At 44.2% G+C, this 14,877-nt stretch carries 15 protein-coding genes and 1 tRNA gene; 12 read left to right on the top strand and 4 right to left on the bottom strand.

What is annotated here, in order from left to right; translation table 11 throughout:
* Positions 1 to 328: 328 nt before the first annotated feature.
* The 4 genes from MYF79_RS25625 (at position 329) to MYF79_RS25610 (ending at position 3,717) form a co-directional block, all read left to right on the top strand.
* Positions 329 to 820 carry a lysozyme gene (locus MYF79_RS25625; protein WP_247810734.1) on the top strand — a complete coding sequence of 164 codons (492 nt, stop codon included), beginning with the start codon at positions 329 to 331 and terminating at the stop codon, positions 818 to 820.
* 276 nt (positions 821 to 1,096) lie between these two features.
* Positions 1,097 to 1,972 carry a helix-turn-helix domain-containing protein gene (locus MYF79_RS25620; RefSeq protein WP_247810733.1) on the top strand — a complete coding sequence of 292 codons (876 nt, stop codon included), beginning with the start codon at positions 1,097 to 1,099 and terminating at the stop codon, positions 1,970 to 1,972.
* A 275-nt stretch (positions 1,973 to 2,247) separates the two neighbouring features.
* Positions 2,248 to 2,727: a hypothetical protein gene (locus MYF79_RS25615; RefSeq protein WP_247810732.1), complete on the top strand. Its 480-nt coding sequence runs from the start codon at positions 2,248 to 2,250 to the stop codon at positions 2,725 to 2,727.
* A gap of 48 nt (positions 2,728 to 2,775) precedes the next feature.
* Positions 2,776 to 3,717, top strand: a complete 942-nt coding sequence (locus tag MYF79_RS25610) for a hypothetical protein (RefSeq protein WP_247810731.1) — start codon at positions 2,776 to 2,778, stop codon at positions 3,715 to 3,717.
* On the opposite strand, the gene cysC is transcribed toward MYF79_RS25610, so the two are convergent.
* The 3 genes from cysC to MYF79_RS25595 are packed head-to-tail and all read right to left on the bottom strand — an operon-like array spanning position 3,704 to position 5,871.
* Positions 3,704 to 4,225, bottom strand: a complete 522-nt coding sequence (gene cysC / locus MYF79_RS25605) for an adenylyl-sulfate kinase (RefSeq protein ID WP_247810730.1) — start codon at positions 4,223 to 4,225, stop codon at positions 3,704 to 3,706. The genes MYF79_RS25610 and cysC overlap by 14 nt on opposite strands.
* A 9-nt stretch (positions 4,226 to 4,234) precedes the next feature.
* A complete protein-coding gene (locus MYF79_RS25600) occupies positions 4,235 to 5,197 on the bottom strand; it encodes a hypothetical protein (protein ID WP_247810729.1) in 963 nt (320 codons plus the stop codon).
* Positions 5,197 to 5,871, bottom strand: coding sequence for an aspartyl/asparaginyl beta-hydroxylase domain-containing protein (locus MYF79_RS25595; protein ID WP_247810728.1), 675 nt, complete (start codon positions 5,869 to 5,871; stop codon positions 5,197 to 5,199). Before MYF79_RS25595 ends, MYF79_RS25600 begins: the two co-directional genes overlap by 1 nt.
* 331 nt (positions 5,872 to 6,202) lie before the next feature.
* Between MYF79_RS25595 and MYF79_RS25590 the strand changes: the two genes are divergently transcribed.
* The 7 genes from MYF79_RS25590 to MYF79_RS25560 all read left to right on the top strand — a co-directional run bounded on the left by MYF79_RS25590 (position 6,203) and on the right by MYF79_RS25560 (position 13,803).
* Entirely contained in the window at positions 6,203 to 7,129 is a 927-nt protein-coding gene (locus tag MYF79_RS25590) for a helix-turn-helix domain-containing protein (protein WP_247810727.1), read from the top strand.
* Between the two features lie 90 nt (positions 7,130 to 7,219).
* Positions 7,220 to 8,431 (top strand): MFS transporter, encoded by a 1,212-nt coding sequence (locus MYF79_RS25585; RefSeq protein ID WP_247810726.1) that lies wholly within the window; start codon positions 7,220 to 7,222, stop codon positions 8,429 to 8,431.
* Between the two features lie 1,111 nt (positions 8,432 to 9,542).
* On the top strand, positions 9,543 to 10,400 hold the full coding sequence (locus MYF79_RS25580; RefSeq protein ID WP_247810725.1) for a helix-turn-helix domain-containing protein: 858 nt from the start codon (positions 9,543 to 9,545) through the stop codon (positions 10,398 to 10,400).
* 326 nt (positions 10,401 to 10,726) lie between these two features.
* A complete protein-coding gene (locus tag MYF79_RS25575) occupies positions 10,727 to 11,551 on the top strand; it encodes an alpha/beta fold hydrolase (protein WP_247810724.1) in 825 nt (274 codons plus the stop codon).
* A 70-nt stretch (positions 11,552 to 11,621) separates the two neighbouring features.
* Positions 11,622 to 12,146, top strand: coding sequence for a peptide-methionine (R)-S-oxide reductase MsrB (msrB, locus tag MYF79_RS25570; protein WP_247810723.1), 525 nt, complete (start codon positions 11,622 to 11,624; stop codon positions 12,144 to 12,146).
* Positions 12,147 to 12,163: 17 nt separating this feature from the next.
* Positions 12,164 to 13,180 (top strand): hypothetical protein, encoded by a 1,017-nt coding sequence (locus tag MYF79_RS25565; RefSeq protein ID WP_247810722.1) that lies wholly within the window; start codon positions 12,164 to 12,166, stop codon positions 13,178 to 13,180.
* A 134-nt stretch (positions 13,181 to 13,314) separates the two neighbouring features.
* The gene (locus tag MYF79_RS25560) at positions 13,315 to 13,803 is read left to right on the top strand and encodes a hypothetical protein (RefSeq protein WP_247810721.1); all 489 of its coding nucleotides are present in this window, start codon (positions 13,315 to 13,317) and stop codon (positions 13,801 to 13,803) included.
* Between the two features lie 126 nt (positions 13,804 to 13,929).
* Here the strand turns inward: MYF79_RS25560 and MYF79_RS25555 are convergent.
* Positions 13,930 to 14,002 (bottom strand) — tRNA-Gly (locus MYF79_RS25555).
* Between the two features lie 261 nt (positions 14,003 to 14,263).
* Here MYF79_RS25555 and MYF79_RS25550 point away from each other — a divergent pair.
* Positions 14,264 to 14,830, top strand: coding sequence for a Crp/Fnr family transcriptional regulator (locus MYF79_RS25550; RefSeq protein WP_247810720.1), 567 nt, complete (start codon positions 14,264 to 14,266; stop codon positions 14,828 to 14,830).
* Positions 14,831 to 14,877: the final 47 nt, after the last annotated feature.

Raw genomic sequence — 14,877 nt, 5'->3', positions numbered from 1 at the left:
AAACACGGGGACTCCTAACGGAGTCCTATTGTGTTTTGTTAATGGCGCATTGTTGTAAACACCGCTATTCCCGGGTTGACGTCCGGGATTAGAACGCCGTTCCGGGGGGTGAAACCTGCGCTACAAACACGGGGACTCCTAACGGAGTCCTATTGTGTTTTGTTAATGGCGCATTGTTGTAAACACCGCTATTCCCGGGTACATCTGATTCTCACTTGCCCGTATATCGTCAACGAGCTTCTTCCCGTTTTACACAGGCGGACTTGAGATATAATATATTTATTATATCTTTAATGTTTGAGAATCTCAACATTTCAATCTATACACTATGGAATTAGGCACACAAGGAGAGAAGCTTATCAAGCATTTTGAGAAATGCCGTCTTACCGCTTACCAGGACAGCAAAGGCGTTTGGACAATCGGCTGGGGTAATACAGTTTATGAAGATGAGAAGCCGGTAAAGAAAGGCGACGTCATCACACAACAACGTGCCGATGCCCTGTTTGCAAGTATCAAGAAAGGATTTGTAGCGAAAGTAAACAAGCTGACAACTGGTATTGCACTGAAACAGCAGCAGTTTGACGCCCTTGTATCTTTTGCCTATAACGTTGGCGCCGATATGAATAACAACGGTATTGCTGAAGGACTGGGAGACAGCACCCTGCTGAAGGTAGTAAAGGCTAACCCCAAAGATCCCAGTGTTGTGATGGAATTCCTGAAATGGAACGTATCCGGAGGAAAAGTACTGGACGGACTGACCCGCCGCCGTAAGGCAGAGGCTTACCTGTATATGTCAGGAGAACTGGAATTTTTTGAATAGCAGTTTATTTCCGCCATCGCATCAATATAGTGCCCCGGTATATTATCATTCGCGGCATTCGGCTCCTTCAGGAGCCGCGGTGTTTGTAGCCCCGGGGCGCAGCCCCGGGGACGCGGTGTTACAGCAATACGTCATTAACAAACCATAATAGGACCGCCGCGGCGCGGCCCCGTATTAGCCAGGAAAACATCGAATCCCGCTACATCACGAATCCCCAATGCCCCGAACGTTTGTGACGGAGGGAAATTTGTTAATTTAGCCCCAAGATTTACAAGGATGGCTAAAATTCCGGTTTATGATGTAGGTGCTATATCAGGCGTGAAGGAAGATGATATTCAGATCAGCAGATTTGCACCTTACCTGCAGGTGCATGAGAACCTGCGCAATGCACATAAACATACTTTTTACCATGTCATGCTTTTTACCGAGGGAGCAGGTACGCATACCATTGACTTTAAATCCTTCCCCGTAAAGCCTTTTCAGATCTATTTCATGATACCCGGACAGGTACACAGCTGGCAGTTTGAAGGGCATGTAGACGGTTATATCCTCAATTTCTCCCACACATTTTTGCACGCTTTGTTGCTGAAACCGGATTACCTGGAACAGTTCCCGTTCTTCAGCGGCGATGTGGATGAAGCAGTGATCAATCTGCCGGAAGAGTTGCATAAGCCTATCACATCAGTCTTTGAAGGATTGATCAGGGAGAGCGAACAGCGGGAGCGTATGTCTGTAGATATGATCCAGGTATTGATGTTACAACTGTTCATCCTGGTGGGACGCCTGAGCTTTGATAAGGACTCGCCTCATGCAAACGCGTACAACTATGCCCTGGTAAAGAATTTCCAGAAACTGATCGAGAAGAATTACCGTACTTTAAAGCTGCCGAAAGATTATGCAGAGCGGCTATATGTCACGCCCAATCATTTAAATGCTCTCTGTAACAGTGTACTGGGCATGTCGGCGGGAGAAGTCATTCGCAACCGCATTCTCCTGGAAGCAAAGAGATTGCTTACCAACCAGGATTCTACTATTTCAGAGATCGCTTACGAACTGAATTTTGCAGATAATTCCTACTTCACGAAGTTTTACAAGAAGTATACGGGGCAGACGCCTGAAGAGTTCAGGAAGGGCCTGCGGCAATTGTCTTAAATAGTCAGCAAAAAGGCGGCTGTTGCAAGTATAACAGTCAGGATAACTTCTGCCCATATTTTACGGCTCATGCGTTTTTGTTGCGTTGTGGTAGAAAAGGTCATAGCATTCATAATGATGGAATTGTAATAGAAACAACTTACGTATAAGTTTATGAATATAGGGGGAAAAAAGCAATAATGAGTAGAAAATGAGCGTTTTTTAGAGTAGAAAGCCGGTTTTTTAGGCCAAAAGGGCCTTTTCTCTTATTTTTAAAAAGGACAATACTATGCCCGATGAAATGCATCCTCCTTTCCTGCTTTGGCCTTTGCATTATTCTTTTCATCTCATCCTGTGCCTGTGTGCCGCTTAGAAAATATAACGACAAGCGCCTGACCAGGTATATCAACAGGCATCTTCCGGCTATACAGGCCCTGGGCGACAGCCTGCTGGTATTGGCCAACAACAGCAACTACGAATATCCGCATGATACTTTAAAGAGCCGGCAATTAAAGACGGCTATGTCAGCGTTGGGATATGAGACCTCGGTATATTATAAACAGCAATATCCCTACGATCCCTGTGACAGGGTGCCTTGCGACAGTGTGATCATCTTTAAACAGATGTCTGTGCTGTTGGGGGTGAGAGAGGTCATATACGATTTCTCCGCGAATCCTAAGTCGTATGCGCAGGACCTGCACTACAGGAACTTTTACAGCTTTAGAAAAGTGGGGCCGAACATCTATATAAGAAGAAGACCTGTCCCCATGATGTAAGGCCGCTGATAGGATTATCAGGCAAATCTGCGTAACTTTACGGCCACTATGAAACATGTTTTTTTCGGCCTGCTTTTGAGCCTGGGAATCATCACCAACTGCACCGCACAGGAAGGAGACCTCCAGAAGAAGAACCTCAGCGATACTATTTTACTGCCCACCCGTACACTCCAGGTAAAGGGAACATTTGATGGCCTCAAGGTATTAAGGCTATTGTTTCCTGGTAAATACTATGACCTGTCGTCCGGTAACTATAAAAATCAGCTGATCAACTGGGAATGTAAAACCTGCAAGCCGAAATCTTATATAGACGAGAATGAGGGCAGCAGTTATGATTTCCCTTATGCAGAGGGTACAGCTACCCGTTTACTGAAAGTATACAGTTACAAAGATTCCTCCGGCACGCAATATAAAATGCTCACCTTCAATCATTCCGAATTTGACCTGGATGGCGCGCAGATATCCCGCTTTACCGGAGGTACCATCGGCTTTGCCAAATTTACCCTGGTTGACAGCGTCTGGACATTAAAGTACTTCCAGCCGGCCGCTGGTGCATATGGGGCGTTTTCCCAATGCCCGACACCTGAGTTACTGCTCATCGGGCATGATCAATATGCCTTCATGCTCAAAAGTTCGAATGGCGGGGCCGGCGGCCCGTTTTATGGTAACCTGTACCTGATAGCAGGGGCAGATGGTACTTATAAGGAAGTCTTATCTGCCAATTGGGTGGAACGTACAAATGTTGACGAGAATATGTCTGCCTGGACCTGCACCTACAATGCCCCGCTTAGTAACAAGCGTTTCTTCCGCGATATCATTGTAACGATCAAAGGCACCTATCATGCAGATGATCTTGAAGACCTGCCTGATGAGATAAAGCCATATGCGAAAAACAATAAAAAAGGTAAGTTCACGCTGGCTAAGCGTTATGTGTATAAATGGGGGAAAGGTTACCAGTTCCAGGGCCCGGCAGGTGTTACAGTCGATTGAGAAAACTGACTGTCTGTTGAAGGGCCTCTTCTACGCTTACACTGTCTGTTTCCAGTATCAGATCCGGATGTTGCGGCTCTTCAAAGGTATCATTCAGGCCGGTCAGGTTATGGATTTTGTCAGGATGTGAGTCGGGCAGCAGGGCTTTCCTGTACAATCCCTTGGGGTCTCTTGCTATCAGCGTCTGCAGGCTGCATTTCAGCCAGATGAGCGTAGCGCCGTACTTCGCTTTAAGATTGTTCCTTCCTTCTTCATAAGGGTTGATGGCCGCGATGAAGATGTAATCATAATCCGCCGCTATTGAAGCCGCGTAAGCACCCAGGCGTGAAATATTTTCCAGCCGGTCTGCCTTACTGAAGCCGAGATCTTTACACAGCGTTTGCCGGTAAACGTCTCCGTCTATCAGTTTGATTTTTACCTGGTGTTGATGGCCCCATTCCTGCAGGGCGTTTGACAGCGTTGTTTTGCCTGCCCCCGATAAGCCCGTGAATTGAATGATATGTCCCATTGAAATTTGTCAGATAGATGATGTGTGCAATGATCTCAATTGCCCGTATGCGTCATGTGCCTCCCGGAAGAAGAAACGCTCCCTGTTATCGAAGGATTCTGGTTTAAATACTTCCTGTGCTGCTTTACTGTGATATTTCAGGCGGTTTTGTACCTGTTCCTCATCATTGACAGGCACGCCGGAAAAAGAGCTGAAGGTCCTTATCATTTCCTGTACGCCATCTGCATAATCAAAAAAGCTGTTATGCGCGTTATTAAGCGCAAGGATGCCTTGTAGTTTCAAATAGAACTGTTGTAGTACCTGGGCCGTATAACGGTTAAAATCGCCTCCAAAATGTGCTGGCGCGTCCGTTTTGAGCAGGTCAGGAGAGACCATACCGGGAACTGCATGAATGCCCCTGCGTTTATCGTGCGAGGCGATCACCTCGTCCGGTTTACGGTAGAGGAAGAAAAAGGGTGTATGCGGATACCATTGCCGCAGCAGCTCATAAAAATGAATATGCCAGCTGTCCAGTTTTATGATATAGTGCTGTTCTTTAAAATTGCGTTGTTGCCCCATCAGCCTGACAGCAGCCCTGAACCAGGCCTCACGTGTTGACGCGGGAAGATCCGGCTGATGTTCCGCCGCTCTTAAAATCTCATCCAGCAGCGGCGCTTCGGCTACAACGATGTTTTCGTCCGGCGCTGAAAATGCCTGAGAGAGCAACGTAGAGCCACAACGGGATACATGGAAGACGAAAGCAGCAGGCGCCAGTGCCGGCAAACCTTCACTCACTTCAGCAGCGAAATTCATGGTGGACAGGCTTTCCAGCGAAGAGCGCTGCTTTTGCCGGATGCGGCATACCTGGATCGTTTCGTCAAAGAACGGAAGGACCATCCGCTTGTCGCCCAGGTCCAGCCATTTCACCATCCATCCCTGTGGGGTGTAATTGAGTTTATAAGGTATCCAGTTTGTAATGGCGGATGTCTGCATCAGCTTTCTGCTTTTAGGCTGGCAATAATATTTCTTGCAGCTTCGGTGTCGATCTTTTCCAGCTCTTCGATCATCCTGGCTTTTGTTGCGGCATCGTATGCCGGTTCTTTCCTTGTAATGTCGAAGCCATGCGCCGCAAATAGCTGGTCGGTCCACTCATTGCGTATACAGTCCATGATGAGGTGAACTCTGGCGGTATGACCATGGTTGACGATGCTGTGCGTCTTACTGAAGTCCATGTACCAGCATTCACCTGCCTGCAGATGCAGCGTTTCGTCTTCTATGGTAAAGTATACTTCCGGATTTGTGATGATGGGAATATGAATCCTGAAATTGCCGTCGCTGTAGCCGCAGCCCATATCCTTATGAGGTTTAATCTCGCTGCCGGGTGCGAGGGAGAGCAGGCGCACGGCTTCCTTTTCACAGTGCCAGGTGTCGAGTATCTGTTTTATATAGGGCATCATTTCCAGGGCCGGCGTGTTTTTATAGGTGACGTTCGCCTGGGCATAGATATCATCGTTCCTGCCGGTGGCGGAACGAAGGGAAATACTGCGCCAGTCGCCGTTAAAATCTTTCGCGTTGAAATGGAGGGACCAATCCTGTTGCAGTACCTGCTGAAGTTCTGCAACAAGTAAGGCTTCGTTGTAGGTATCGGAGAATCTGATATAATTCATTGAAAATGCGTAAGGTAAAGCTAAGATAGGGCAATAATTGATTTTGCAAAGCGGTTTTTATTAATAAATTTCGGAATGTGTTAAATCAGGTTGTTTTAAACAGGCACCGGGATGAACAGGCTGTTGAAACATTTCATTCGAAAAACAGGCGACCTGTGCATGAGGCTTTTTTCGTCAACGATAACACAGTAGATGAGGCAAAGTGCTTGTATGACAATTGACAGTTGCGGCATGCTGTCACCGGCCGATACGTCACGGGAGTGTAAACTCCGCGCCACTAGCTGCTAAGAGCGGATCATCTCATTCCTATATTTTCTATAACTTTGCATCCATGAGCCAGCAATTGGAGACATTGAGCGACTTTTACCGGGAAAGATCACATATCAACTTTCCATTGAGTAATAATGATCTGCAAAGTGGTAAGTCTCATTTCAATGTAAATACCCGGAAGTACTGCAATTTCAAATCGCCTTATAACAGGCGGGATTTTTATAAGATCACGCTGATATTGGGAACGGGAGAGCTGTTTTATGGCGGTAACTCCATCATTATAGACAGGCCTGCCTTATTGTTGCCCTGTCCCTCTGTGCCTTATGCATGGACCAGTTTATCTGATGATCAGGACGGTTATTACTGCCTGTTTAACCAGGAATTCTTCAACGAATATTACCAGTTTGACATCTTTAAGCGATCATCGCTCTTCAAGGCCTGGAGTGAGCCTGTTATATTCCTGGACGATAAGCAGCTGGGGCTGATAACACTTTATTTTGAGCAGATGATGGAGATGGCGCATAGCGACTATCCATTTAAATATGAAGCAATCAGGAACCTGCTGTGTTTGCTGATGCACTCCCTGCTGGTAGATCAGCCAAATGGTAACTATACCAGTGAATTACCGGCATCTTCCCGTTTGCTCCGGAGTTTTGATGAGCTGTTGCATCAGCAATTCCCCCTGGACTCTCCGGCTCATCCGCTCACAATGAAGACGGCAGCTGATTTTGCCCGGGCACTGAATGTGCATGTCAATCATTTGAATGCTGTCGTCAAAAGCACTACCGGCAATACCACCACCGCTATTATCAAGAGCCGCGTGCTGGAAGAGGCGAAAACGCTGCTGCAGAACACCCAATGGGATATCTCGGAGGTGGGCTATTGCCTGGGTTTCGAGGATCCCGCTCATTTTAATCATTTCTTCAAGAAAGCAATGGGCACCACCCCTTTGCAGTTCCGCCAGTCGAAGGTAAAAGCGATTCTTTGATTTTGACAATTATTCCTTTGAATTACAAAACAAAGTATCCGGGCACCTGATATACCTTTGTTATGCCATTCATAAAAGGTATACTAGGTTATGTTAAGAAGCGCATCAGATAGAAGAAAGAAGATAGCGACAATACTTGCTTTCATTTCAATTCCCTTGTCGGGCTTTGTTACAGACATTTATTTACCATCGTTCCCCACAATGGCCAACAGCCTTGGCGTAGCGGAACATAATATACAGCTTACACTTACATGTTTTTTTCTTAGTTATGGCGTCTCCCAGTTGTTTGTCGGCAGCCTGCTGGACAGCATTGGCCGGTTCAAACCTGCCATGTATGGTCTGGGCGTGCTGATAGTATCTTCCTTGCTGATCGGTATCACAAAAAATGTTGAGCTGATCTGTTTTCTGAGGATCATACAGGGGATAGCGGTATCGTTTGTTGTCGTTTCCAAACGGGCATTCTTTGTGGACCTGTATTCAGGTAATAAGCTGAAGCATTTCCTTAGTTTCTTCACCATTATCTGGTCGCTCGGCCCGATAGTAGCGCCGTTCCTGGGAGGATATCTGCAAAAGTATTTCAACTGGCAGTCGAACTTTTACTTCCTGGCGATATATGCATTCCTCATGCTGGTGTTTGAGTTGATCTTTAGCGGTGAAACGATCGCAGAACGTAAGCGGGTGGATCTGGGCAGGATAAAGGATAACTATGTGATGATGCTGGGGAACACGAAGTTCCTGCTGGGGATCATTACATTGGGCATGGCTTATTCCGTTGTGATGGTATTCAACATGGCCGGGCCTTTTGTGATCGAGAACAGTTTTCATTTCAACGCGGTTGTGATCGGGTATTGTACCCTGATATTGGGTTTTTCCTGGATGATAGGAGGGATCATTGGCAAGCGTCTTATTGCACTGGATTTTAACAGGAAAGCGGCTACTGCTGGTATCGTGCAGTTTGCACTGATCGCGGTACTGTTCCTGATCGGTTACGGTTATCAGCAGTTATGGTGCCTCATGTTGTTTGCTTTCTTTATTCATATCTGCTCCGGTTTCCTGTATAATCTCTTCTTTACACAGGGTATGTTGTATTTCCCGCAGAATGCGGGTATGGCAAGCGGCTTGCTGGGCGGACTGGTGTATGTAATGACATCCATTTCCAGCTTTACACTTTCCCGGACGGGTAAAATAGAAACACAGCAGGATATGGTGCTCCGTTACCTGGTGATGTCGGCGGTATTGGGAGCTGTGATCTGGTGCGCTGTTCGCGTGAGAAGACGTGCAGCCAAACTGGTGATAGCGTAAAGGAAATCTTTGTACAAGGTTCTCTACTAAACCTCTGCCGGATAAATCCTGGTTTTGGTTTACCCGGTCCCCAGGATATGATATAGCTTTGGAACGGCTTACAAACGGCTTTGAGATGGCTTTAGCTTACGTTCATCTTACGTCTTGAACGTAAGATGAACGTAAGCTAAAGCCATCTCAAAGCCGTTTCAAACGAACCTCAAACGAATCAATGGCCCCTTGTTTTGCTGTAAAGCACATAGCGAAAGTGAAATACATAGTATCCGGAGAAAAACCAGATTGGTCACATTGGATGTTTTAGTATTTTTTTGATTTAAAATATTGTAAAACAATCTGTTGTGATGTTTTAGGCGTGCAAAAAATGCGTATTTTCTGCATCATTTTTCTACTTAGCTTTGTGATGTAATCAGAAAAAAGCAGGTAAACGTGTTGGTCAATCCCGTTAGTGTTTACCCGTATCTTTTCGAAAAATCCGCGCTGTCAGCGCGTTCAAATAAACAGGTATTTCGTTACTGAGGCGGGTATGGCAAGGCCTGTGCTACTAAGCGGAATTACCAATCAGTTGGAACTCTTCGGGCAAGTATTTCGGGAGTGCTGATTTTCCAGCAGAAGGATTGGATTGAAAGTGTTGGTCTTGCAATAAAGTTTCGTGTAGCCCCGGGGTATGGACTGTGACAGAACTGGTAGGCAAACGCTTATGATGAAAGCATGGTTAAACATGGGTGGTAGGTAGGGTGATCGTATATTGACCGCTCATTAAATTCGCTGTGGTAGCGGTGTTGCATTGCCAGTTGAACCAAATTGCCAAATAATTGACCCGATTCACCAAACATTTTTATTCCCGATATTTAATTTTACATTGTCAGATCGATAATCAATCGCTAATGTGTTGCATTTGCCAATCTGTTGTGAAGCTTGTCTGGTTTCATAACAATGAGGTTAAAAAATGAGGCTATATGACGACATGTCTCGTTCACGGGTTTTGCTTATATTGGACCCGGCATTGGCTCTAGTATTATGTATTCGGCTGATCCATGACAGGTGTTGGCAGACGGTGAACTACAAGGAGAAAACCTTGTAACGGTGCAATAGCATAAATAAAATAGCTTAAATGGTTACTGACTATAAAAAATTTGAGTTGTTCGGGAAAACATTCCTTCAAAAAGTGGATATTAAACCGCCTTTTGAATTTGCTTTCCCTGTGGCAGAGCAGGCTTGTTTATTGTATATGCTGAAAGGCGAGACAAAATTTCAATTTGATAATGAGCCTGTCAATATTCCCACCAATCACGCATTATTGCTAAACTGCCTGAACTCGGGCAGACAGATAGCCGATTCAAATAACAGCGATGGCGAGATTGTAATCGTCACTTTCCATCCGGATATACTAAAGAAAATTTACGAGAGAGAACTGCCGTCAATATTTCAAAAAAGGGACAAAGTCTCCAACCAGTCAAGCGGGAAAATCAACAACGATTTTTTGATTCAAAAATATATAGAGGGCCTGCTATTCTATTTTGAAAATCCTTCTTTGGTAAATGATGAGATTTTAGTTTTAAAACTAAAGGAGATCATTCTTTTGTTATCACAGACACAGGATGCCGAAATCATACAGGTTATACTGTCCCAGCTTTTTTCACCAGCAACCTATACGTTCAAACAAGTAATAGAAGCTAACTTGTTTTCCCAGGCCAATATCGACGAATTAGCGCAAAAGACTAATTTAAGCGTTTCTTCATTTAAAAGGGAGTTTAAAAAAATATACAATGATTCTCCCGCCAGCTATATTAAGAACAAAAGGCTGGAAAGGGCTGCAGAACTGCTGTTAGCTTCCGATGCACGTATCACAGATATTGCTTTTGACTGTGGATTTAATGACCTGGCCAATTTTACAAAAAGTTTTCACGATAAATACGAGACACCTCCTTCGGATTTCCGTTTACTAAATAAGACGAATAAGAAAAGATAGCAGGGATCATTGCGTTTTACTTTCTCTTGATCTTATGCTATATATTAACCCCAATGCCATACGGACGCTTTATATCTGTTTGTTGAACCAGATTCCATAAAAATTGAACTTATTCACAAACCCCATCTCTTCTTTGTACTGCAACTTTGCCTTGTCGAAGGTGATATAACAATAGATGCATAAACTGAGTTTCCTTGTTCTGTTACAGCGGTTGTTGTTACACAAAAAGTGGACGTATGGGGAACTGCCCTGAAGCCGTCTTACAGGTCAATTCCTTCCTGCATCATCTTCCTCTGACAATAAATCAAACAAATATCTGTATAAATATGAAATCCGTAAAAAACATAGGGCTTTTATTACTATTGATACTGTCCTTAACTTCCTGTTCAAAGGATAATGATGCAGCGGAGAATGAGCATCATTCAACTTTTGTTTTAGTGCATGGCGCCTGGCAGGCATCTTTTGTATGGGATAAGGTAAAAGCATCTTTAGAAGCTGAAGGGAATAAAGTGGTTTTAGTGGAATTAGCTGGTCATGGGAATGATCAAACACCCGTTTCTGAAATAACCTTTGATGGATATGTTAAGCAGGTGACCGATGTTATCAATGGTTTGAATGGTCCCGTTGTCCTGGTGGGGCATAGCCTGGGTGGTGCCATTGTTACACAGGCAGCCTGTAAAGTGCCTCAAAAGATAGCCAAGTTGGTATATGTTGCCGGGTTTATCCCTCAAAGCGGTAGCAGTGTATTCGATTATTCAGCAAAGGATAAGGGAACATCTATTCCCGGCGTATTGGAATTCTCTGCTGACGGCAGTACGGTAACCATTGCCAATCCTGAGGTGAATATGCGTGAAGTATTCTGTAAAGACGGATCGGACCAGGATATAAAACTATTGGTAGAAAAGCTTCGCCCGGAACCTGTTGGCGCTGCCGGAACCCCGCTGAATTATAGTAGTGAGATTTATGGTACCATCGCTAATAAATACTACATCTATACAACTGAAGACAAAGCGATCAGCTTTCCATTTCAGCAGCAGATGGTCGCTGAAGCGCATATTTCAAATACTTATGAGATTAAATCAGGACATAGCCCTTTTCTGGCTAAACCTGGTGAATTGGTGCAGATACTTAACACCATTGTAAAAAAGTAATCCTTTTCTTTTTATAAAGAAGAATCCGGAAGAATATTTAAAGATAAACGGGAATCATAATTCAGTCACAATGAGGAAAATTATTTTTAGTTATTTACTGGCGATGGTATCTGTAGGTGCTTATGCCCAGAATCAGCGGTCTGCAAAGGGGCATGAAAACAATCCCTACTATTCAACCACAGACACTACAAAGCTGACTGTTTCCAATGCCGAATGGAAGAAAGCGTTATCGGCCGACCTCTATGCAGTCGCCAGGGAGAAGGACACCGAGCGGCCATTCACCGGCGTATACTGGAAAAGCAAAACGAGAGGAACTTATTACTGTGCAGCTTGCGGGAACATGCTTTTCAGGTCGGATGCCAAGTTTGCCAGCAGTTGTGGCTGGCCGAGCTTCTATGAACCGTTAAGAAAGACCAGTGTAAGATATTCAGAAGATCATTCCCATGGAATGGATCGTACAGAGGTGCTTTGTGGACGCTGCGATGCCCATCTGGGGCACATTTTTGATGATGGTCCGCCGCCCACTTACAAAAGATACTGCATGAATTCCATTAGCCTTGATTTTGAACCAGACAGTATGCCTTCAGATAAATAACCCTTTACCAATTACATATGATTATAAATAGAGCAAAAATTCAAGTTTTCCTGCTATGTTTCCTGTTGTTGTCTTGTGCTATGCAGGCACAGAACATGATCAGCATGTCTTCTTTACATCCCGGAACTGATACCATCAGTGCGGGTATAAAAGAACTTGCCATTCGTTATCCTGGTTTAAGGAAATTCGGTATATCGTACAGTGGTTTTGGCTATAGTGATTTTGATGCAAAACTCGATGATCGTGATTTTGCTAGCGGAAAAATAAAAACAGGACGCATAAGTACTTTTTTCAACACACCTGCTGTTAAATGGAAAGGCAACTCCTTGTCGGCCGGTATCTATTATACCTATACATCCACAATGCTAAAAGACATTAGCAATAAGTTGCCAGAGGCACAATTGAATTCTCTGACTTCAGATAAAAGCACATTCGATCTCGCCTTAAATTATGCCAGGTCAGGCAGGATATTTAGTCGCCCGGTTGTTTATTCATTAGTTGTCAGGGGAATTACAGATGGAGTAAATAGTTTTCGGCGTTTAAATTTAAATGGTAGTATCAATTTGCCATTGAAGAAGACCGAAAACACTACATTCTCCGTTGGGTTATTAGCCTTGGTAGATCCATCTTCGCCAATACCTGTCGAGCCTATTGTGAACTATTATCACAAATTCATTCCATCGGGGCTTGAACTGATCGTAGATCTTCCCACAGGTATTAACCTGAAAAAAGAGGTCGCTAAGAACGCCTGGGTGTCAGTCGGCTCTAATCAGCGTTCATATACTGTTTTCTATGACCGGCACAATGCTTTCCTGGATGGAAAGGTAAGCTATAATACGATTGAGCTAAAAAGTGGGGCGGCGTTTGAATTGCTGTTTGCAAAGAAGATTATGCTGACTTTAGATGGTGGTCTTAACAGCTTTCTGTCTGCTAAACTATTTAAAGAGGGCGAAAACTATAATAACGCATCTATCATTGGTAGTAATAAAAGCGCCCCTTATGTGAGTGTTGGCTTATCGCTGGTATCGTTCTAGGAAAATACCGTTCTAAAGCTGACACCAAATGTTTGCTGAGCCATATTGCCAAATAATTGACCTGGTTCACAAAGTGCATTCTTTCTTTTGTTACAATATTTGCAATATTAAATGAACATCTAAAAATCAAGATCATGGGATTATCAATCTTGGGGATTTTTCATACCGTTATAGGTATTATAGCGATAGTTGCTGCAGTTATAGCTTTCATCAAAGCCGGCAAAATAGATCTGGGCAAACTTCCGGGAAAGATCTATTTCTATTTTACACTGGTCACTTCATTGACCGCATTAGGATTGTCGAGCGTTAAGGGTGTTAATCCGGGGCATATCCTTGCATTACTAGTGGTAATATTGGTATCAGTGGCATATCTTCTTTATGCTAAGAAGCCGGGAAATAATCGTTCCCGTTATATAGAGACTTTCTTCCTGTCTTTCAGCTTTTTCTTATCGATGATCCCAACTGTCAATGAAACTTTTAACCGTATTCCTGTAGGTCATCCGCTGGCTCATGGACCTCAGGATCCTTTGATTGCGAAAACACTTCTTTTGCTTTTGATCATGCTTATAGTGGGGTCTGTGTTACAATTCAGGAAGATATATAGAACGAATAAGGCGATTTAGACCAGGAGTGGAGGCTATTTTGATACCCAAATTGGGTAGGGGGGACATTGGCTCATTAATTGGAATTGGATCAACATTAAAAAACCTCCGAAATGTTGAATAACAACATCGAGGAGGTTTTTTTTGAGCGGGAAACGGGACTCGGACCCGCGACCTTTAGTTTGGGAAACTAATGCTCTACCAACTGAGCTATTCCCGCTTTTTTGGTTAAAAATCATTCACGAAATGATCGTAAAATTAAATATACGCATTTATAGGATTTGATCCAAACTGATAGCGGAGACTATTAAATAACCGGAGGTATATGACGCGTTTGAAGTGTTGATGGTACTTTGGCCGGCGGGCAGGTTGCGCAGTTTTTAAGGTTAATGTGTTGCCGCAAGAAGACGCAGCCCAGCGTTGTTCAAAAAAGGAAGAAAGGGTTGTCTCATGACAGCCCTTTTTGTATCTTCCCCTGATAATGGAACTGGAACAACTGATTACATCTTTTTTAGGGTTTTCTGCATCTGATGCGGAGCTTGTAGCCACATTCTTTAAACCTTCTTTCCTGGCGAAGGGAGATTATTACCTGAAGCCAGGTAATACCTGTACGGCGTTGAGCTTTCAGCGTTCAGGGCTGATGCGGGTGTTTGTAAATGATGGCCTTACTGAAACTACCCAATGGATCTCGGGAGCAGGAGGGTTTGTAACCGACCTGGCAGGATTGGTGTTCAGGACGCCGGCGAAGTTTTATATACAAGCGCTGTCGGATACAGAATTATATACCATGAGCGGGGAAGATTATGTGCGTATCGGAACGGTGATACCGGAGTGGCATAACCTGGAGAAGCTGTTTATTGCCAGGTGTTTTATTTTTATGGAGCAAAGGGTGTTCTCTTTATTATCTATGAAAGCAGAAGAACGTTATAGATGGTTATTCAACTATAATCCATCTCTATTTAATGAAGTGCCCCTCCAATACCTCGCCTCCATGATGGGGATGACGCCGGAGACCCTGAGCAGGATCAGGCGGAAAATGAATTCTTGATTTTTGTCAAGTCGGCAAGCTGTTTTACGGGCCATCTTTACATCCGT

The sequence above is a fragment of the Chitinophaga filiformis genome, assembly GCF_023100805.1.
In the GTDB taxonomy this organism is placed as follows: domain Bacteria; phylum Bacteroidota; class Bacteroidia; order Chitinophagales; family Chitinophagaceae; genus Chitinophaga; species Chitinophaga filiformis_B.
The sequence above is the reverse complement of the archived record's forward strand: the minus strand, read 5'-3'. Positions and strand labels throughout refer to the sequence as shown.